Source organism: Pseudomonas syringae group sp. J254-4 (assembly GCF_032586855.1).
GTDB lineage: Bacteria > Pseudomonadota > Gammaproteobacteria > Pseudomonadales > Pseudomonadaceae > Aquipseudomonas > Aquipseudomonas amygdali.
In genome coordinates this window covers 38,317-57,180 of the sequence record NZ_JAWHOO010000033.1, presented here as the reverse complement: position 1 = coordinate 57,180, position 18,864 = coordinate 38,317, and the positions used below count along the sequence as shown (strand labels likewise).

General features: G+C 54.9%; 17 protein-coding genes and 1 pseudogene. 6 read left to right on the top strand and 12 right to left on the bottom strand.

Features of this window, described 5'->3' with window-relative positions; translation table 11 throughout:
- Genes RYB09_RS25980 through RYB09_RS25970 form a run of 3 tightly spaced genes read right to left on the bottom strand, consistent with a single transcriptional unit; the run spans position 1 to position 5,857 of the window.
- Entirely contained in the window at positions 1-3,147 is a 3,147-nt protein-coding gene (locus RYB09_RS25980; protein ID WP_005782517.1) for an efflux RND transporter permease subunit, read from the bottom strand.
- Positions 3,144-4,598 carry an efflux RND transporter periplasmic adaptor subunit gene (locus RYB09_RS25975; RefSeq protein WP_005782516.1) on the bottom strand — a complete coding sequence of 485 codons (1,455 nt, stop codon included), beginning with the start codon at positions 4,596-4,598 and terminating at the stop codon, positions 3,144-3,146. Before RYB09_RS25975 ends, RYB09_RS25980 begins: the two co-directional genes overlap by 4 nt.
- Positions 4,595-5,857: a TolC family protein gene (locus RYB09_RS25970; RefSeq protein ID WP_005782515.1), complete on the bottom strand. Its 1,263-nt coding sequence runs from the start codon at positions 5,855-5,857 to the stop codon at positions 4,595-4,597. Before RYB09_RS25970 ends, RYB09_RS25975 begins: the two co-directional genes overlap by 4 nt.
- 613 nt (positions 5,858-6,470) lie before the next feature.
- On the opposite strand from RYB09_RS25970, the gene RYB09_RS25965 reads away from it, so the two are divergent.
- The gene (locus tag RYB09_RS25965) at positions 6,471-6,917 is read left to right on the top strand and encodes a DUF411 domain-containing protein (RefSeq protein ID WP_005782514.1); all 447 of its coding nucleotides are present in this window, start codon (positions 6,471-6,473) and stop codon (positions 6,915-6,917) included.
- Between the two features lie 88 nt (positions 6,918-7,005).
- On the opposite strand, the gene copD is transcribed toward RYB09_RS25965, so the two are convergent.
- The 5 genes from copD to RYB09_RS25940 form a co-directional block, all read right to left on the bottom strand.
- A complete protein-coding gene (copD, locus tag RYB09_RS25960; protein ID WP_005782512.1) occupies positions 7,006-7,941 on the bottom strand; it encodes a copper homeostasis membrane protein CopD in 936 nt (311 codons plus the stop codon).
- 2 nt (positions 7,942-7,943) lie between these two features.
- Positions 7,944-8,327 (bottom strand): copper homeostasis periplasmic binding protein CopC, encoded by a 384-nt coding sequence (copC, locus tag RYB09_RS25955; RefSeq protein WP_005782509.1) that lies wholly within the window; start codon positions 8,325-8,327, stop codon positions 7,944-7,946.
- Positions 8,328-8,387: 60 nt separating this feature from the next.
- Positions 8,388-9,251 carry a copper resistance protein B gene (locus tag RYB09_RS25950; RefSeq protein ID WP_232505830.1) on the bottom strand — a complete coding sequence of 288 codons (864 nt, stop codon included), beginning with the start codon at positions 9,249-9,251 and terminating at the stop codon, positions 8,388-8,390.
- 59 nt (positions 9,252-9,310) lie between these two features.
- Positions 9,311-11,188 carry a copper resistance system multicopper oxidase gene (locus tag RYB09_RS25945; RefSeq protein WP_005782505.1) on the bottom strand — a complete coding sequence of 626 codons (1,878 nt, stop codon included), beginning with the start codon at positions 11,186-11,188 and terminating at the stop codon, positions 9,311-9,313.
- A 129-nt stretch (positions 11,189-11,317) separates the two neighbouring features.
- Positions 11,318-11,521: a co-regulatory protein PtrA N-terminal domain-containing protein gene (locus tag RYB09_RS25940; RefSeq protein WP_005782502.1), complete on the bottom strand. Its 204-nt coding sequence runs from the start codon at positions 11,519-11,521 to the stop codon at positions 11,318-11,320.
- Between the two features lie 330 nt (positions 11,522-11,851).
- On the opposite strand from RYB09_RS25940, the gene RYB09_RS25935 reads away from it, so the two are divergent.
- A complete protein-coding gene (locus tag RYB09_RS25935) occupies positions 11,852-12,247 on the top strand; it encodes a DUF305 domain-containing protein (protein ID WP_005782500.1) in 396 nt (131 codons plus the stop codon).
- 171 nt (positions 12,248-12,418) lie between these two features.
- Positions 12,419-12,720, top strand: a pseudogene (locus tag RYB09_RS25930) (multicopper oxidase domain-containing protein); the annotation flags it as partial.
- A 422-nt stretch (positions 12,721-13,142) separates the two neighbouring features.
- Here RYB09_RS25930 and RYB09_RS25925 read toward each other — a convergent pair.
- The 3 genes from RYB09_RS25925 to RYB09_RS25915 all read right to left on the bottom strand — a co-directional run bounded on the left by RYB09_RS25925 (position 13,143) and on the right by RYB09_RS25915 (position 16,168).
- Entirely contained in the window at positions 13,143-14,105 is a 963-nt protein-coding gene (locus RYB09_RS25925) for a tyrosine-type recombinase/integrase (RefSeq protein ID WP_005782496.1), read from the bottom strand.
- Positions 14,106-14,227: 122 nt separating this feature from the next.
- A complete protein-coding gene (locus tag RYB09_RS25920) occupies positions 14,228-15,343 on the bottom strand; it encodes a hypothetical protein (RefSeq protein ID WP_005782495.1) in 1,116 nt (371 codons plus the stop codon).
- 51 nt (positions 15,344-15,394) lie between these two features.
- Positions 15,395-16,168: a helix-turn-helix domain-containing protein gene (locus RYB09_RS25915; RefSeq protein ID WP_005782492.1), complete on the bottom strand. Its 774-nt coding sequence runs from the start codon at positions 16,166-16,168 to the stop codon at positions 15,395-15,397.
- Positions 16,169-16,276: 108 nt separating this feature from the next.
- Between RYB09_RS25915 and RYB09_RS25910 the strand changes: the two genes are divergently transcribed.
- Positions 16,277-17,377 carry a polyamine ABC transporter substrate-binding protein gene (locus tag RYB09_RS25910; RefSeq protein ID WP_010199864.1) on the top strand — a complete coding sequence of 367 codons (1,101 nt, stop codon included), beginning with the start codon at positions 16,277-16,279 and terminating at the stop codon, positions 17,375-17,377.
- A gap of 98 nt (positions 17,378-17,475) precedes the next feature.
- On the top strand, positions 17,476-17,673 hold the full coding sequence (locus tag RYB09_RS25905; RefSeq protein ID WP_005782488.1) for a hypothetical protein: 198 nt from the start codon (positions 17,476-17,478) through the stop codon (positions 17,671-17,673).
- Positions 17,674-17,684: 11 nt separating this feature from the next.
- Here RYB09_RS25905 and RYB09_RS25900 read toward each other — a convergent pair whose 3' ends face one another.
- Complete coding sequence (locus RYB09_RS25900; RefSeq protein ID WP_005782487.1) at positions 17,685-18,080, bottom strand: helix-turn-helix domain-containing protein; 396 nt, start codon at positions 18,078-18,080, stop codon at positions 17,685-17,687.
- A 216-nt stretch (positions 18,081-18,296) separates the two neighbouring features.
- On the opposite strand from RYB09_RS25900, the gene RYB09_RS25895 reads away from it, so the two are divergent.
- Positions 18,297-18,809 carry a transcription termination/antitermination NusG family protein gene (locus tag RYB09_RS25895; RefSeq protein WP_010199861.1) on the top strand — a complete coding sequence of 171 codons (513 nt, stop codon included), beginning with the start codon at positions 18,297-18,299 and terminating at the stop codon, positions 18,807-18,809.
- The last annotated feature ends 55 nt before the right edge of the window (positions 18,810-18,864 follow it).

Here is an 18,864-nt window from a genome sequence, read left to right as displayed (position 1 = left end):
TCAGATCTTCAGTCGTCGTCGCGCTCGAATACGGTGAGCCTGGAGGAGGAAATAGCATGTTGGAATCAGTAGCATCGATAGCAGCGGTGCGGTAAGCATACCCCCTATCATCGGTGCTGCTATGCGCTTCATGATCTCCGAACCGGCCCCTGACCCCCAGAGTATGGGCAGCAGCCCCGCGATGATCACGGCTACCGTCATCGCCTTGGGCCTCACCCTGAGCACTGCGCCTTCCTTGATAGCTTCTGTCAAATCCTGCTCGGTTCCATGTCCTGCTGCGAGGCGGGGCGACCAGGCGCTGCGCAGGTACACCAGCATGATGACGCCAAACTCGGCAGAAACGCCGGCAAGGGCGATGAAGCCCACGCCTGTAGCGATGGACAGGTTATAACCCAGGACATACAACAGCCAGATCCCACCGGACAACGCAAAAGGCAGCGTTGCCATGATGAGTACCGCCTCGCTGGCCGTACCGAAGGTGAAGTACAGCAACACGAAAATGATCGCCAGTGTAGCCGGTATCACCCACAGCAGGCGCTGGTTTGCCCGCTCTAGGTACTCGAACTGACCCGAGTACGAGACAGTGAGGCCGGGGGCGAGTTGGACCCGGGATGCTATCTGTGTCTGAAGCTCTTTCACTGTCGTGGCAAGGTCGCGCCCACGCACGTCCACATAGACCCAACCCGAAAGCCGGCCATTTTCGCTACGCAGCATCGGTGGGCCGTCGGTGATGCTGACATCTGCCACCATCGATAGGGTAATTTGCTGGCCGCTGCTGGTGACGACGGGGAGCCCTTTTAGCGCCTGTGCCGTATCTCGCCATTCGCGTCCGTAGCGCAGGTTTATAGGGTATCTGGCGAGCCCCTCTACGACTTCGCCGATGTTGCTTCCGCCAATGGCACCGGAAACCACTGCCTGCACATCACTGATATTCATGCCATAACGCGCTGCGGCCTGGCGATTGATACGTACGTCTACGTAGCGTCCTCCTGTCAGCCGTTCCGCCAGTGCGGATTGGACGCCGGCGACTTGCTTGGCCACGGCCTCGATCTGTTGAGTTGCCTGGTCTATCTGCGCAAGCGAGGTGCCCGCGACCTTGATCCCTACCGGGCTTTTAACGCCCGTGGCAAGCATGTCGATGCGGTTGCGAATGGGGGGCACCCAAATGTTCGAAAGGCCTGGGACCTGTACCGCCTTGTCCAGCGCCTCGATCAGCTTTTCAGGGGTCATCCCGGCTCGCCATTGCTCCTTGGGCTTGAACCGTACAGTAGTCTCGAACATTTCCAACGGCGCCGGATCGGTAGCTGAATCCGCACGTCCCGCCTTGCCGAATACCCGATCCACTTCAGGAACTGTGAGGATCATTCGGTCAGTAAGTTGGAGTAGCTGGCTCGCCTTGCTGGCCGATAAACCAGGCAAGGCCGATGGCATGTACAGCAAATCGCCTTCATCCATTTGAGGAAGAAATTCTCCCCCTAGTCGGCTTAAAGGCCAAAGCGTCGAGAGAAACACCAGGGCGGCGATAAGCAAGGTGAGTTTTGGCCACGCCAGAACCGTGTCGATTGCCGGGCGGTACACCGCGATCAGCCCGCGGTTGAGAGGGTTCTGATGCTCGGATGGAATCCTTCCCCGGATCCAGTAACCCATCAGCACGGGGACCAGCGTCACCGAGAGCCCTGCCGCGCCTGCCATTGCATAGGTCTTGGTGAAGGCCAAGGGCCCAAATAGCTTGCCTTCCTGGGCCTGCAGCGTAAAAACAGGCAAGAAAGACAACGTAATCACCAGCAGGCTGAAAAACACAGCCGGCCCGATCTCGGCAGCGGCTTGAGCGATTACGTGCCAGTGAGCCTGGCCTTCCAGCGGCTCCCCAGGATGCTGCTGCTGCCACGCTTCGATGTGTTTGTGCGCATTTTCGATCATCACTACTGCAGCATCGACCATCGCTCCGATGGCGATCGCAATCCCCCCCAGTGACATGATGTTGGCATTGACGCCCTGGTAGTGCATCACAAGAAAGGCAACCAAGATGCCCAGGGGCAAGGTCACGATGGCCACCAGCGAGGAACGTACGTGCCAGAGGAAGACTAGGCAGATCAGCGCGACCACCCCAAATTCTTCAAGCAGCTTGAAACCCAGATTGCTGACGGCGCGATCGATAAGCTGTGAGCGGTCATAGGTCGTGACTATTTCAACCCCAGCCGGCAGGCTGCTGCGCAAGTTTTCTAGCTTCTCCCTAACGGCAATCAGGGTATCGCGTGCATTCTTGCCGGAGCGCAAAAGAATGACCCCGCCCACAACCTCACCTCTGCCGTCCAGCTCAGCAACGCCGCGCCGCATTTCAGGCCCAAGCTGGATATTGGCAACTTGCCCGAGCAACACCGGGATGCCATTGCGAGAGGTCCGAAGAGGAATGTTGTTGAAGTCCTCCAGGCTTTCCAGATAGCCGGACGCCCTGACCATGTACTCCCTTTCGGCCATCTCCAATACCGCACCACCCGCTTCCTGGTTGGCGCCCTGGATGGCCTGGGTCACTTCCTGTTGGGTTACTCCGTACGCTGCCAGCTTCAGGGGATCGAGTACCACCTGGTACTGTTTGACCATGCCGCCGATTGTCGCGACTTCAGCCACGTTAGGGAGGGACTTGAGCTCGTACCGAAGGAACCAGTCCTGGATCGACCGTAACTGAGCGAGGTCATGGCTACCCGAGCGGTCAACGAGCGCATATTGGTAAATCCAACCCACGCCCGTTGCATCAGGCCCCAGACTAGGCGTAACGCCTTTTGGCATGCGCGCCTGCGCTTGGCTGAGGTACTCCAACACCCTTGATCGCGCCCAGTACAGGTCAGTCCCGTCTTCAAAGAGCACATAGACAAACGAGTCGCCAAAGAACGAGTAACCTCGGACCGTCCTTGCGCCTGGCACCGAAAGCATCATCGTGGTCAGAGGGTAGGTCACCTGATTCTCCACAAGCTGTGGAGCCTGACCGGGATAGCTGGTTCGAATGATGACTTGGGTATCAGACAAATCAGGCAGCGCGTCCAGTGGTGTGTTGCGCACGGCCCAGAGCCCTGCGGCTACCACGACGAGCGTAGCTAGCAACACCAGGAATCGGTTGGCGATAGACCAGTAGATCAGCCGGCGAATCATTGGCCAGTCTCCTGCTTGGAGAGCTGTTCAACGATAAGCCCAGCGTCGCTTTGGGAAATTCCAATGGCGACGTGATCACCCACCTTGAGCCCTTTAGCCACGTCCGGCCTCGCCAGTGGGAAGGTCATGGTCATGCCGGGCATGCCAAGACTTTGGAACGGGCCATGGGCCAGTGTGACGGTCTCGCTGTCCAGGTCAATGATCTGACCCGTACTTGTGTGCCATTGCGCTCCCTCTGAGGGGCCCTCACGCGCGAGCAGGCCTTGGAGGCTCGCTTCCGAATCAAGCAGAAATTGCCCTGAACTGACTACCTCATCTCCTTCGGCCAGGCCCTTGACGATTTCTGCTTGTCCCCCAGATTCTTTGCCCAGTTCGACCACCTGCGGTCGATATCGCCCCTCGGGTAACGCAACCATGACGAAGGACCGCTTACCGCTGCGGATTACGGCTTCGCTCGGGGCTAGGAGTACAGAGGGCTGCTCTTCACCCTGCAGGCGAACCTGAGCGTACATGCCTGGACGAAGCTTCCCGTTTGCATTGGGTAGTTCAGCGCGCACCGTGACCGTCCGCGTTGCGCTGTCAGCGGAGGGCAACATGGCAATGATCTTTCCCTGTATAGCTTGGCCAGGCCAGGCGACGAAAAAGGCAGAAATGGGGTTGCCCACCGCCACACTGGATGTCAGAGCCTCAGGTACGGAGATGTCCAGCCATACCCTCGAAAGCCCATTGATCCGAGCCAGGTCCTGGCCTTTGGAGATAGCCATTCCGGCCTTGGCGTCGAGGGTCAGCAGCTCACCGGCGATGGGCATCACGATAGTTTGTACGGCAGCCGCTCGGCCGGTGCGGTCTACAGCTGCAATGGTGGATCCGGGCATTCCCAGCAAGCGAAGGCGTTCTTTCGCAGCGGCAGTGAGCTGAGAGTCTCCGGTCTGTTTTACAGCCAGGTATTCAAGCTGCGCAGCGGACCACTGAGGGATGAGCAGGTCTACAAGCGGTGTGCCGGCGGCTAATACGTCGCCCGGAGCCCGGCCGTAGACCTTATCAACGTAGGCGTCGGCACGGGCCTGGACCGTGGCCAGCTCCCGCTGGCTGTATCCCAAAGTGCCGGCGGCATCAATGCTTGATGGCAATGCCCCGCGTTGCACCCGCACGGTTCGAACACCCAGGCTTTGCACTGTTCCTGCCGCCAGTCCCAAGGATGTTGACGCTTGCTCATCGGCGTATTTTGGAACCAGGGCCATGTCCATGAACGGCGATCGACCGGGCTTATCAAAATGCTGGTCTGGCTTCATGGGGTCATACCAATACAGCGCGTTGCGCGCTTGGGTCGTGGTAGTGCCAGGTTCGACAGCTGTCGATTCGCTTGCCGTGCCGAGCCAAAAGCCAAGCAGAGCCCCCACGCCTACCAGGCAGGCGGCGGACAACGTACCCATCACGTATGAGCCCTTCATTGCGCGCCCTCCGCGTAGGCAAAGAAGAGTTTGGCGGTCAGAACCGACAGCTCTTCCTCCAACCCGACCTTGCGCAAAGTCGCTTCAATCAGCTGCCGGCGCGCAGAAACGACCGTGCCGATGTCAGCGCTGCCAGCCTTGTAAGCCACCATTTCCAAGGAGAACCTACGCTGGGCCAGCGGTATAGCGCTCTCGGTGCTTCGCCTGAGTACCGCACGTAAGCGATCCTGTTCAGCCAGCCCCGATTCCAACTCCATCTGGTGACTGCGTAACATCACTTCCTGTTCTTGCTCCATGCGCGAGAGGTTCTTTTCCCTTGATGTGATTCGCGGCCCTTGCCTTGCCCCGGTGAACAGTGGAAGGTCGAACGTCACCTGTAGGCTGACCATATCGCCGAATCGCTTGTCGCGGTTGCCATAACCAAGCTCCACGCCCCAGTCGGGCTTTTTCTCGGCGACTGCTTCGCCCAGCTCGGCCTTGGCCTCACCGACCCGAGCGGCGGCGGCCTGGATATCGGGATGATGGGCCAGACCATGCTGGCTATGAGTAGCTGACCACTCCAATACAGGCGCCGACCCAGCCAAGGGCTGGTCACCTTGCGCACCCAGGAACTGGCGCAATTGTGCCCTGGCGCCGGCTACACCACTGATCAGCTGATCGCGCCTGTCTTCAAGGTCCAACGTCTCTTGTTCGAGCGCCACGGCGTCAGCAGGCTTTGCTGTTCCCCCGGCAATCAGCGCAGGTACCGTGGAGCGTTGTAGGTTGAGCTGTTTCAACAGGTCATCAAAAGCGGAAAAGCGTTGCTGAGCATAAAAGAGCCTCAGCCAACTGGCGGCAACGTCCTGCTTGACCTTGATCAGAGCCTGGCGCTGCTCGGCTTGCGCAAGCTCAGCGAAGGCTTCAGCCGAATGGCGCCGTGCACGGCGCTTGTCGCTGTTAGGAACTTCTTGCATAACCCCGATCCGACGCATCGTCATTGAGTCGTCGTCCAATGAGTAGCGCTGCTGCCCTTCTACGGGCAAGTTATCGATGCCCAGAAAGAGCTTGGGATTAGGTAGCGCATCAGCGGGGCGAATGGCGGCATTTGCCGACGCGACCTGAGCGGCCCTGGCTAGATTTTCAGGGGCCATTGTCTCTGCCAGCTTCAGCGCATAATCGAAAGTAAGGGCGTCAGCCAGGGCCGGCTGGGCCGCAGTTACAAGTAGCAAGAGTGCAAGCGCGCTAGATATGCCAGCGGCAAAAGCGGGACGAACAGGCATGACCTGCCTCCATGCGAAACCAATGTATACGCAGACCCGGCGGTATTGCGCCGTTGGTAATGCGCTCGGACAAAGGAATTACACGAAGCGTGGTGGACGCCAAGGCGTAGCGAAGGCCTCTTGAGGCGCTGGCCTAGCTACGCAGGCGTGAACTGGCAGGGGGCCCGGCTTTGGGATTTGTAGGATGAACAGGCTGATCAGAGAGCTGGTTTTGCAATCCTGTCCCCATTTGCATGGCGCTGTCTGGCTATCCTTGACCTTTTTCTCCATATCCGCACACGGTGTCTGAGCGCGCTTTTGGACTACTTGCATTGGACATGGCTCCGCTGGCAGCGGCCCGCCACCCTGGCCATAAGCGGGGAGAAGAAGACTTAGAATAAGCGCAAGTACAAAAACCACGCGAGCCATAGGATTCCATGAAGCGGGCCAAACCATTGGCTGTCACCGAGGCTGATTATAGAGCGAAACGCTTGCTGGGCCAGCTATAGCGCGCCTTGCTTACAGCATTGTAATGGGGTCTAGGCAGCTTCGAAGATATCCTTGAAGTATTCCATTCCAGGTGACTATTCCAGCAGCCCCTTGCCAAAGGGCCTGGCTTCAATCAGGAGCAACGATGAAAAGAAAGACGATCATGACCTTGGCGGCCCTGCTTATCGCGAGTACCGCTCAGGCGGCGGAGACGCTTGAGGTCGATGTCCACCGTGATGCCAATTGCGGGTGCTGCAAAGGCTGGATCAAGCACCTGGAGGCTGAGCGCTTCACCGTAAATGACCAGGTGGAGCAAGACATGACTGCTGTGAAGGGGCAGCTTGGTGTGCCGCAGGGACTGCGCTCGTGCCATACCGCTGTCATCAACGGGCGCTTCGTGGAAGGGCATGTGCCGGCAGAACAGCTCAAAGCGCTGAACACGCGTACAGACCTAGTGGGGATTGCGGTCCCAGGCATGCCGCCGGGTTCTCCGGGCATGGAGCAGGGCACTGCCCGGCACGCTTACAAGGTCATCGGGGTAACTGTTGCCGGACAGCAGGAAACGGTCGCAGCGTACGATGCCAGGCCTTAAAGGGTTCCATACAAGCCACTCCGCAAGAGGAGTCGCCTGGCTCTTCTTAGCATCTGAGCCAGGCTTAATGCACAGCCAGTAGCGCAAACTATTGCATCGCCATCTCCACCTCCGGGCTGAGCGTACCCAGCCAGGCGATCAGCCCAAGAACAACCACCGCTGCAGCAAGCTCTGTGGCCATACTCCAACGCAAGGCCTTGGCGGCCCCGGTGTAGTCCCCGTGCCCAATGGAATGCTCAAGGTGAGGGCTGAGCCGAAAGCGGTTCAACGAGGCCAAACCAATCATTGCCGTAAACAGCACCAGTTTAGCCATCAGCAACCACCCGTACGTGGTATCAGCCAGGCTGTCCAACTGGGGGCCAACGATGAACAGGTAGTTGACTATCCCTGTGACCAGGATGGTCGCGACGATGACACCACCTGCTGATTCAAAGCCGGTTAGCGTCCGCGCCAGGATCTTCACAGAACCGTGGTTATCTACCTTTTTAGCTCGCAGCAGTAAGGCAAAGGCCACCAGAGCACCTACCCAGCCGCCTGCGGCAAACAAATGCACGATGTCGGTCGCAAAATGCCAGAAACGGCGACTTCCTTCATCCATAGCACCGTGGCCCGTCCAGGCCAGTGTGGCCAAGGCAACCCCGCTGAGTGCTGTGACCACCCAAAGACTGCCTGTCGGGCTGCGGCTGGTTAGCAGACCAGCGACCGCTATCATGGCAAGGGCCGCCATGCGTACGTTCCAGGAAAAACCCACCTCGGTTTCTGCCAGCATCATTTTGATATGAGGGAAAAGCTCCTCCCACTCAGTAGCACCACTCATTGCCTTAGTCATCTGCAACAGCGCGGCAAGGGACAGCAACGCTCCCAGCACGGCTGTCCCGGTGAGTAATAGCTTGAAGTTCAGCACCGCGCCTGACTGGCGCTCCGTTCCCCTCAAGCTGTACAGGCCGAAAAGGGCCAAGCCAAACAACACCATCAGGTCGGTATAAAGCGCAAAACGAAGCGCGATGCTGAGTGGATCGGCCATGCTTATTTCACCTTGAAGGTGACGTTGCCTGTAATGGGATGGGTATCGGACGAGACCGCGCGCCATTCCACCTTATAGCTGCCCGTCGTGAGCGGCGACGCTGGGGTAATGACCATCGTCTTAGGATCGCTGCCAGCGGCCACGCTTGCTTTTACCGACATAGGGGAATTAGGCATGCCAGGCATGTCCGTCATGATCAGCTTGGCACCGGAAAACTGGGTGACCAAGTTTTCCGAGAAATGAAGCTCGACCTTCTCCGGCGCAGCACCATCAGCCCCTTGCGCAGGCGTGGAAGACACAAGCTTCGGATGGGCTTGAGCCAGGGCGCTTGCCAGCATGCCGGCAGCAAGAAGGGTGGCGATACCTGTGGACTTCAAGAGAGACATAAAACGCTCCTCACAGCGGATGGCTGTTCGATTGGGGTAATTACTGGGTGAATGTAGCGGTTAGAACCACAGGCGCACGCCGAGAACCAGGCGGGCTTCACTACGATCCTCACCCTCGTCGCGGGCATAATCGGCCGTGTTCCCATATGACCGGTTCCAGGTCACACCAATGTAGGGGGCAAACTCGCGGCGGATTTCGTAGCGCAGTCGTACGCCGACTTCACTCTCGGCCAGACCCGCACCGGTACCCCTCTGTGGGTCATTCTTGCCGTAGAAATTGACCTCGGCAGTAGGCTGCAGGATGAGTCGATTGGTCAGAAGGATGTCGTAGTCACCTTCAAGGCGCATGGCTGTTTGGCCGCCTTCGCCAATAAAGACCGTAGCCTCGGCTTCGAAGTTGTACAGCGCCAGGCCTTGAAGACCAAAAGCGGCCCAGGTCTGCGGATCTCCTGGCTTGAAATCCTGGCGAACGCCTGTCACAACATCCCACCAGGGGCCAACAGCATGGCCCCAGAGGGCCTGAACTTCCGCTTCTTCGGTTTTGCCATTGAGCCGCTCACCTTCCGAGCGCACCCACAGTCTGTCGATGTCGCCACCAGCCCAACCGGTGAAATCCCAGTTCAGCGCGCTGCCGCCGTCAGCGTCCTGCCATTCAAGCTGATCGAACAGGAGCATGTAGTTGATCGACTCATCATGCACCGTGTGGCCCGCGTCCGATTTATAGACGGCGGCGCGGTCCGCTGCGTTAATCGCGGGGATGGGCGTACGGCTCTGAGTCGGAGCAGGCTTTTGGGGGGACGAGGCCATGCTCGTCATGGAGTCATCCATACCCTGCATCTGGCTGTGGTCCATACCCTGCATCTGGCTATGATCCATCCCCTGCATGGTGTCTTCCGCTGCCGCATAGGCAAATGGGGCCAGCATCAGGCTCGTTGTGATCGCCAGACGCTTCCCATTGCGGGCTAGTAATGTGTCCATACCTGTCATTCCTCTACCCGGACTTCACGGAACATGCCCATCTCCATGTGGAACAGGAGATGGCAGTGATAGGCCCAACGGCCAAGCGCATCCGCGGTGACTCGATAACTGCGTTTGGAGCCAGGAGGCATGTCAATCGTGTGCTTGCGCACCATGAAGTTGCCGTTCTCGTCCTCGAGGTCGCTCCACATCCCGTGCAGGTGAATGGGGTGGGTCATCATGGTGTCGTTTACCAGTACCACGCGCACTCGCTCGCCATATTTCAATCGCAGGGGCTCAGCATCAGCGAACTTGACCCCATTGAATGACCAGGCGAATTTTTCCATATGGCCTGTCAGGTGCAGCTCGATTGTTCGCCCGGGCTCTCGGCCGTCCGGGTCTTCAAAGGTGCTTCGCAAATCAGAATACGTAAGCACCCGACGACCGTTATTGCGCAGGCCTAATCCGGGATCATCCAATTTAGGCGTAGGACTCATGGCCTGCATGTCAACCAACGGGTTGTCCTTCTCGGTAGCCGGGTGGGCTTGCATCGGCATGTCACCCATGCCTGACATCCCCGCCATGCCGGCCATGTCTCCCATGGACCCGTGGTCCATGCCTGACATTTTGCTATGGTCCATGCCCTGCGTCTGCCCGCCGTCCATGCCCTGCATGGGTGCGCCAGACATACTGTCCATGCCCTTGTCCCCTGCGCCCATTGCGCCGTGGTCCATTCCCTCCATGCCTTGCATGCTGCCCATGTCGCCCATCGAACCGTGATCCATACCGCCCATACCCATGTCCGCCATGGTCACCAGTGGTCGAGGATCAAGGGGCGGTACGGGCGCTAAGAGGCCTTCACGAACCGCCAGGGTGCCGCGCGCGAAACCAGTACGGTCCATCGACTGAGCAAACAAGGTGTACGCCTGCTCGGTAGGCTCAACAATGACGTCATAGGTCTCGGCCACCGCGATGCGCAGCTCGTCAACGGTGACAGGCTTCACGTACTGTCCATCCGAGGCGACCACCGTCATTTTCAGGCCAGGGATACGCATGTCGAAATACGTCATGGAGGAACCATTGATAAAGCGAAGCCGAATCTTTTCACCTGGACGGAAAACGCCCGTCCAGTTCGTGTTCGGCGCGTGGCCATTCAGGAGATAGGTGTAGGTAGCCCCGCTCACATCGGCCAGGTCAGTGGGGTTCATCTTCATTTCAGCCCACATTTTTCGGTCAGCCATGGTCGCTGACCAGCCTTGCTTGTGGACGTCCTCGATAAAATCGCCAACCGTGCGCTTGTTGTAGTTGTAGTAATCCGATTGTTTTTTCAGCTTTCGCATCAACGAAGCGGGGTCTTCGTCAGTCCAATCGGTCAGCATCACTACATAGTCGCGGTCATACGCAAAAGGCTCGGGATCCTTGGCTTCAATCACTAATGGCCCATAAACGCCAGCCTGCTCTTGGAAACCGGAATGGCTGTGGTACCAGTAAGTGCCATTCTGCTTGACGTGGATTTTATAAACGTACATCCCGTCCGGCTCGATGCCGGCGAAGCTTAGTCCTGGTACACCATCCATATTGGGGGGCAAAATAATACCGTGCCAATGGATCGATGTGTGATCGCGCAGCTTGTTGCGCACCCTAAGGGTTACAGTATCGCCTTCTTTCCAGCGCAATAGGGGCCCCGGAAGCCCACCGTTAATAACCATTGCCGTACGCGGTTTGCCGGTGATGTTTACAGGCATCTCACCGATTGAAAGATCAAAATCAGTGCCGGTAAGCGTGTTCAGTTGACTAGGCCCTGAAAGCGCCCACGACGGGTTTCGCCAGAGACCCAGGCCACCTAGAACCCCCATGGCCGTCAGGCCCTTGACGAAAGTGCGTCGCGACGTTTTCGATTGCATATTTCTGCCTGATAGTTGGAAAAATCTACTGCGGTTGCGCTTGAAAACAATACTTGAACGAATTCGTCTCAAAGAGTGGCACAGCCTAACCAACACGGCGATTACATTTCTGTAAGCTTGCCAAGGAGGTTAGCAGTGCTTTGGCTTCGCTTCTGGACCTTCTTGCGCCACTTCAGTTGCCTCCTGCGAAGCGGCTTTTGCGTTGTAGGCTGACATAGCCGTTTCACGGGCTTCGGCCATGCGAGCAGACAAACGGTCACCCCCACCTTCGGCAAGTGCCAAGGAAGATGCGCCCAGCGCGAGGGTAACGAGAAGAATTTTGGCAGCGTTCATAAGTAAATCCTCAGTTTTAGGTACCCGGTAAAGGGTTGGCCCATTCAGGTGGAGCGCGTTTGGCGCTGAGGTAAATACTAAGGGCCTGTACCTTTCAGGTAGCTGAGGGGAAGATTACAGTTTGGACAGCTACTCTCGGCGCGCTTGGCAGACTGAAATGGATAGTCGCCTTCAACGGCTGCGCTTTTGTTCCCGTAAACCTTACAGAAATGTAATCGTGGTAAACCCTACCAGTGTCGTTTTCTGAGCTACCCTTCGGAAGACACAGGATTTTTTTACTGTTGAAGCCGGTAAAAACATCAATAAAATAACGTTCCCAAGAGGTCTACTATGCTTAATGAATATCTAAGGGGTGTCACTATTACAAGCATTCTTTTATTAGGTTCCGTCTCTTTGTCGTACGCTGACAACAATGATTCACATGCTGCGTTCAGTGAAAGAAACGGTACTAATAGCACGGCCCCATCTACGATGGGTGGAGATGCGTCCACCGCATACATGCAGGCGATGGAGAAGATGAACAAAGGGATGATGAGTGGTATGGCGTCTGACCCATCGAAAAGCTGGGCTCAGATGATGGTCGAGCATCATCAAGGCGCCATCGACATGTCCAAGATTGTGCTTAAAAACACTCAAGACCCTGCTATTAAACAGATGGCTGAAAAAAATATACAAGAGCAAAGTAAAAGTATTGCGGAACTAAAATCTTGGCTAAGCAAAAACTGATGCGACAGGTTTGTGTCTATCCAACCCCAACTGCACAATGACTGCACATGTAGCTGGTGCCACCGTCAACTTTAGTAAAATAAATGCACGTGTAGAGTTCCCATGAAATGAGCAGCAAGCTCCTAACCACCTTCGCAGCAAAAAACCGCCCCGTTAAGGCGGTTTTTTGCCCTGCTGCGCTGTAAGGAGGCTGACACGGTCATGCTGCGGGTAGGCAACCTACTCAATGCTGCCGCCTCTACTTCCACCTCCAGACACTGGCACATCATCATCCTGCCGCAGAAAATTGACGGTATACCAGGGCTGAGCTTCGCGGTCATCGAGCCGTCCGGCGTGTACGTGTGCCGGTTCAAGGTCCAACAGAATGGAACATACTGGTATCACAGCGACTCCGGGTTCTAGGAGCAGGTGTGTGTATAGCTCTGGTCATTGAGGCGAAAGAGCTCACGCCTTTCAAGTACGATCGTGTCTACACTCCACAAGCGCACAGTCGGTGACTTCGTCAAAGATGAGGCTGATGAAGCACGATCACGGCGATGGAACTGCCAATCGACGTCGCCCCTTCGGCAAATTCCACCCTTGAATCATTAGTAGAAAATCCCGTGGCGCCGTGCCGAGCGTGTTTGAAGACCCGGTGCCGAACCAACAGAACAGCGCTCCCGCAGTACTGGTAATTCGATGCACTGATAGAGAATTTCCGCTGCGGTGCAATAAGAAGAAAGTTGCGGTCAGAAGGGCTATCAACGTTGCGGAGCCGAGCGTAACCCGTACCGACTGCGAACCATGAAGTCCGACATGGTAGTGCCGGCTGCGCTGGGATTTCAGGTGGAAAAGCGGTGTGGCTAGCGGAGCCACAGCGATGCTATCTCGGCACCACTGGTGTCGAATTAGCTGGTTAATACTTCACCTTGTAGGTCGGTGAGTCCTCAGGCCTGTTCTCCCGGCGATCATAGATCTTGGTTGTGCTGATATTGGCGTGACCCAGCCAGGCCTGGACCTTGGCGATATCGGCTTCATGCTCCAGGGCGTTGGTGGCGGCGGTGGCTCGTAGTCCGTGGACTCCTAGACCGTCGACCTGAATCCCGGCTTTCTTCGCGTAAGCCGCCACCACCATATAGATGCCGTTGGCTGTGATGCCGGCACCGGTTAGCTTGCCGCGCAACGGTATGAACAGCGGTACCTTCCTGTCCGCCCAATGATGCCCTGAGCTTTCCAGGTACTGATGGATGCGCCCGGCCGCCACCGGGTGCAACGGCAGGTAGCGCACCTTGCCGCCTTTGCCGTGTACCTTGAGGTGTTGAATCCCGCGGCGGTCTTGGATGTCGCCGACCTGCAGCAGCGCCGCTTCTTCGCGGCGCAGTCCGTGATAGAGAAGAACAGCCATTAGCGCCCGGTCGCGCAGCCCTTTAAGGGTCGTTTCGTCCGGGGCCTCAAGCAGCGCTTTGGCCTGGTGATCGCCCAATGCCGGCGTCTTGCCTTCGTTGCTCTCGATCTTCGGTCGTTTCACTCCATGCACGGGATTGCCGCCGGCGATCGCATTGCTCTCCAGGAGGTGATCAAACAGGCTGGCCAGCGCCGCCAATTTGCGTCGAATCGTGGCGCCCGCCAGACCGCGATGCTCGAGCTGGGCGCGCCAGGCCAGAACATGCGATCGGGTCACCACGCGAAATTCATCAGCGGAGGCCAGCCCGACAAATCCGCAAAAATCTTCCAGGTCATTTTGGTAGGCACGTCGTGTTCGAGGGTTGTCGAGGTTGGCAAACCACTCGACCGCGGCCGGAACCTGGGCCAGCGTCTGAAATTCGACTGACGTGAGCCGACGCTGATCGTTCTGATGGGCTTTCGTCAGTTCCTGCATATCATTCTCATTATTGGCTCGCGTGAGATCACTGGCTGTGTATCTGGTCACAAAAGCAATGCCGATTAGGTCCGCCGTCGCCGAAACCGATAAACGGCAATAATTGGTGATAACCTATTTTATCACCACTTTGCGCTGTTGCTGTTCTTAGGTGCTCTGGTCCGGGGTAGATATTGATTTTGGGCCAACCTACGTCGTTTAGTCGTTACAAACGGAACTATGTAGGGCATCACCCCACCCGTCATTGCGGCACCTAACGCCACTCCGATGAAAATGCGTATTTCGGAAAATTCATCTGGCACCAAGCTGAGCAGCACAAGAGACGCAAGCGTGATGCCTAGCGAAATTTGCCAGACACGGTGATCAATCTTTACATCACGCAGATCGAATACTGCCGTTCGCACTGACTCGTCCTTAAAGTTCTGAGTGGCTACCACCGTTTCCAGGTCTACTACTGCTTCATCCCCGAATTCTGGATTTCCCAGTGGTGAAGTAATGCCTTTGGGCATAAAAAATGCGAGCTGCACCTGCTTGGGTTCAGGAAAATCACTTGGCCAAGGCACCGGCCCCTTCACGCCATAGGCTTTCATTAAAGGTAGTGTCCAGCTCGGGTTGGGTATGTTCTCAACCCAGCGCCCGTCCAGTACTGCCCATGTCGCAGAGAAGGCACTTACCCGTATGCGATAGATTGTGATTCGTGTGGGTTCCGGGTAAGTACGCTCGTAGACTCTGGCTGGTATCGATTCGACGCCTTCTTCGCGGAAAAAGTCGACACGGTTCTTGCCCTCGCCAGGCACGAAAAGACCAAGTGGCTTAACCCAGGCATAGGTCGCGTCGTCTACCTTACCGCTTACCATCGCGACGAAGTCAGACAAATGTTCGCGACATTTCTCTGCCTCTTTTTCATCTAGGCTCTTACGTCGCCACCGCCAACTGCACCCAAGTGTGTTTGCGGTAGGTACTGAGGCAAACTGATAGGCCGGGCTGCCGTCATCTGTGCGTTCGCAGGCGCGGTAAAACGGCAAAACACAGCTTACGAACGACATCGGTACGTGAGGACCATAAGCGCCATCATGTAGATCGCGAGCAAGCATACTGGCGCCGTGATCAGCAACTGCACGGTCGATTAGGAACTTGTTGTATACGATAGATTGCACTGCACGATTCAGCTCTTGTGAAACGGCAAGATCAAGTGTGGAATGCGTCTTAGCTGAGGGGGGCAACGATTTTTCAGTCATATCTATACCTGACTGGCTGTTGTAATAATAAGTATGATAATGACGCTGGCATCAACTGATAGTGCTTTGGAAGAAGTAAGCAAAAAGTTCTGATTGCGATTTGATATTGAGCTTACTGTAAAAGTTTCTTCGATGTACTTTCACTGTTTCCGGAGATACTGATAGCTTTCCAGCAATTTCGCTATTTGAAAAACCACTCAAAGCCAGTTTTAAAACTTCAATTTCACGACCCGTGAGTTGTGGAGCAAGCTCTATAATCTTGTCCTGCCATTGCTGTGGGCGAGAGCTTTCTTTCTCTTCAATATCAGAAGCTATACGTTGCTTCATCAAAGCCAACACCCATGGTTTGATTAAGTCGAATATAGCAATATGCTCCTGAGTAAACCGACTTTTGCTACCCATGGATAAGCAAAGTGTTTTTTCAGAATTTAGCTGAACGTTATACTGAACTTCATCAACTGATACAAATTGTTCAAAATAAAGATGGTAATACTCTGTTTCCAAAAAGTGAGTCGGTGCAATATCCAAGAGATGAAAGAAACCGCTTTGCTGATTTTCTCGATTAGCTATGTAGAAGGGGTCAAGCATGTATAGCCCTTTGACATATCGGTTGAGCAGCCCATCAATTTCTTCCTCGTCAGCGGTATCAGGATAGCAAATTGCCTGTACCCCTTCGCTGCCAAACATCAGCACAACCCAGTTGTCGACTGGTGCGTACTCCTTCAGCAATCTGACTAGCGAATTCCAAAACTCAGGCCGGTTGAGCTTCTCGATTAGTTTCGCTATCGATCTGTGCCAAATTTGGCCCTGGAGCTGGTTTGGCATCGTCTACCCCTATTGGGTTATTTAAAACCTGACTTGATACGTTTATATTGCGCCCTCATGGATTCGGTACCTACCAATGGAGACTGACCAATGGCATGGAGTAAGCCTATGAAAAGCGTTCGTATGTTGACCATCATTACTGCCTCTTTGTTCAGCGCTGGGCTAAATATTGCGGTTGCGAGCCCACCCAGTGTGCATCTATACAACTGGTATGCCTTCATTGCACCAGACACCCCTAAAGAATTCGAGCACGAAACCGGCAGCCAACTGCTCATTGATTCCTTTGACAGCGCCGAGATCATGCAGAGCAAGGTCATGGCTGGGCGCACAGGGTATGACGTAGTGGTAGCTACCTCAAACGTGTTGCCGAGCCTGATTACTGCAGGAGTGCTCCAACCTCTGGATCGCAGCCAGCTCGGCAACTGGTCGCACCTTGATTCCGAAATACTGGCGAAGGTTTCTATTAATGACCCTGGAAACCGGTACGCAGTACCCTACCTTTGGGGGACTACCGGAATCGGATATGATGTCGATAAGATAAAGTCCGCACTCGGTGATGACGCTCCGGTGGATAGTTGGGATTTGGTGTTCAAGGAAGAAAACATTAGTAAGCTCCAGCAGTGCGGTGTAGCAATGCTCGACTCTCCGAGTGAAATTATTTCGATTGCCTTGCACTACCTTGGTCTGCCTCACAACAGCAAAAACCCAGACGACTATCAGAAAGCTCAAGCCTTATTGCTCAAGATTCGTCCTTATGTACGCTATTTTGACTCATCTAAAATTGATGCTGATCTGGCTGATGGTAATATTTGTATGGTTGTAGGATGGGCAAATGGTGCGCTTGCAGCGCAAGAGTTGAATGAGAAAAACAAAACTGGACGTCGGATAGCATACTCCATCCCTCGCGAAGGCGCTTTGGTATGGTCAGAGAATATGGTGTTGTTGAAGGATGCCCCTCATCCACAAGAAGGCATGGCGTTTATAAACTACATGTTGCGCCCTGATGTGATTGCTAAAACTTCAAATCACACCCTTTACCCTAGTGCTAATAAAGATGCAAAGCAGTTTGTTGAGCCAAAACTTAGAGATAACGCTTCGGTTTATTTGGATAAAGATACTATTAGTAGGCTTTTCCCTTTAGAGCCCCTTCCGTTGAAACTAGAGCGAATTCGCACACGCGCTTGGGTCAAAGTGAAGAGTGGTATTTAATCCGGAGATTTTTGCCGTGAATATTGAGCGCGTATTACCTAGATTTGTCTAAGTAGAAGTGCTCAAGTGATGGTATAGATTCGAGGACAGAATCAGCTATGACTACTCCAGTTGCTGTACTAGAAAAACCACACCGGGATGAAATCAAAGAGCTGGTGCAACTCGTTCGAATGGATGAGAAATATGCTGCGTTGGTTGCAGACGGTTTCTTACCTCTAGATGTGCAATCGAGTATATATAACTTTCAGAGAAAAAGCCGTATAGCGGAGTTATCTCAAAAATATGGCCTGATCTAACGAGTTTTCATCTAATCAGACTGTGTCTTTTTGGACGGGTTATTGTATGCGATGAATTTATCAGTGAGACGGATGATTTCTTCAAGACTTTCAGGAGAATCGACCTGGTTGATTTTTTCTGAAAGTTCTTGTCGCAGCGATATCAATCGCGTGCGGAGAACATCTTGGCCACCAGGCAGTAGCTCTCCTGGAGCGACGTTGAATATGGTTGCGATTCTTATCAACTGCTCGATGCCAGGCAGGGTTATGCCTCGTTCGTAACGTCCTATCAGCGGAGCCTCGCAGCCAATCTTTTCCGCCAAGTCCGCTTGGCTCAACGTAGAAGACTTCCGAAGGGCTTTGATTTTTGCTCCTACCACGCTCCTGACAGTGTCCACAGTGTCTCCAAAAAAAACCAATAATTTCATCTGCTTGCGCCTTCACAAAGTCACAAATATGTTTAATAGACACAAAAGTGTTTACTTTTTTTTCTGTTCCATCTATTTTGTTTCCTAGAAATCCGTTCCCTGATTGAGCTCATTCGATCCAGAAGCGGATAGAGCCGGCTCTCTATGGCTCATGATTCTCCCCTGGGCCCAGCGGTTCCGGAATTCGAAAGAGCGCCTGATCGAAAGGTTCTGATTATGAAAAACTGGCACGTTTTGATGCACAATTCTGCCGTTTATCAGTCACTTATGACATTGATAGAACGGTTAGACGTTGAGGTGTATTCCCCCGTCAGAATCACCTCTCGCAAACGTACGGATCGCCCTTCGTCGATAGAAAAGGAGGTTCGTTTGTTTCCTGGCTATCTGCTGCTACGGTTCGATCCCGAGGTGACACACACCACAACCATCACAGCGTTGAATGGTGCCCATGGGTTCGTTCAGTTCGGCGGTCGAACCTGTGTTTTGCAGGACTCTACGGTAGAGGAATTAAAGGCTGCTGCGCTGATTCGATCTAACCGTTCACTCGATTGCATCGAGTTTCGCAATGTGCCGACAGAGCTAGAAAAAACGCTCCGTCTGATCATCGACATGAAATCTGAAGCTGCCCGCAGGGCGGCTTTCTTCGCGCTTCTGTCGCAGAACGCCGCGCTGGAGCGTCTTGTCGGGCGTTCTGGGACCGTTTTCTATTCGACGGTGAATGCCGCCTAGGCATTACCTATTTCCACGATTTCCCATTTCACCGCCAGGTCTCGCCTGGCGGTGT

What these genes read in the sequence shown, in the direction of transcription:
- RYB09_RS25920 (WP_005782495.1), bottom strand. Translation starts at nt 15,343, where the DNA reads ATGACTGAAAAATCGTTGCCCCCCTCAGCTAAGACGCATTCCACACTT.
- RYB09_RS25965 (WP_005782514.1), top strand. Translation starts at nt 6,471, where the DNA reads ATGAAAAGAAAGACGATCATGACCTTGGCGGCCCTGCTTATCGCGAGT.
- RYB09_RS25940 (WP_005782502.1), bottom strand. Translation starts at nt 11,521, where the DNA reads ATGAACGCTGCCAAAATTCTTCTCGTTACCCTCGCGCTGGGCGCATCT.
- RYB09_RS25935 (WP_005782500.1), top strand. Translation starts at nt 11,852, where the DNA reads ATGCTTAATGAATATCTAAGGGGTGTCACTATTACAAGCATTCTTTTA.
- RYB09_RS25950 (WP_232505830.1), bottom strand. Translation starts at nt 9,251, where the DNA reads ATGCTGGCCCCATTTGCCTATGCGGCAGCGGAAGACACCATGCAGGGG.
- RYB09_RS25910 (WP_010199864.1), top strand. Translation starts at nt 16,277, where the DNA reads ATGAAAAGCGTTCGTATGTTGACCATCATTACTGCCTCTTTGTTCAGC.
- RYB09_RS25945 (WP_005782505.1), bottom strand. Translation starts at nt 11,188, where the DNA reads ATGCAATCGAAAACGTCGCGACGCACTTTCGTCAAGGGCCTGACGGCC.
- copD (WP_005782512.1), bottom strand. Translation starts at nt 7,941, where the DNA reads ATGGCCGATCCACTCAGCATCGCGCTTCGTTTTGCGCTTTATACCGAC.
- RYB09_RS25895 (WP_010199861.1), top strand. Translation starts at nt 18,297, where the DNA reads ATGAAAAACTGGCACGTTTTGATGCACAATTCTGCCGTTTATCAGTCA.
- copC (WP_005782509.1), bottom strand. Translation starts at nt 8,327, where the DNA reads ATGTCTCTCTTGAAGTCCACAGGTATCGCCACCCTTCTTGCTGCCGGC.
- RYB09_RS25975 (WP_005782516.1), bottom strand. Translation starts at nt 4,598, where the DNA reads ATGAAGGGCTCATACGTGATGGGTACGTTGTCCGCCGCCTGCCTGGTA.
- RYB09_RS25925 (WP_005782496.1), bottom strand. Translation starts at nt 14,105, where the DNA reads ATGCAGGAACTGACGAAAGCCCATCAGAACGATCAGCGTCGGCTCACG.
- RYB09_RS25980 (WP_005782517.1), bottom strand. Translation starts at nt 3,147, where the DNA reads ATGATTCGCCGGCTGATCTACTGGTCTATCGCCAACCGATTCCTGGTG.
- RYB09_RS25915 (WP_005782492.1), bottom strand. Translation starts at nt 16,168, where the DNA reads ATGCCAAACCAGCTCCAGGGCCAAATTTGGCACAGATCGATAGCGAAA.
- RYB09_RS25970 (WP_005782515.1), bottom strand. Translation starts at nt 5,857, where the DNA reads ATGCCTGTTCGTCCCGCTTTTGCCGCTGGCATATCTAGCGCGCTTGCA.
- RYB09_RS25900 (WP_005782487.1), bottom strand. Translation starts at nt 18,080, where the DNA reads ATGAAATTATTGGTTTTTTTTGGAGACACTGTGGACACTGTCAGGAGC.
- RYB09_RS25905 (WP_005782488.1), top strand. Translation starts at nt 17,476, where the DNA reads ATGACTACTCCAGTTGCTGTACTAGAAAAACCACACCGGGATGAAATC.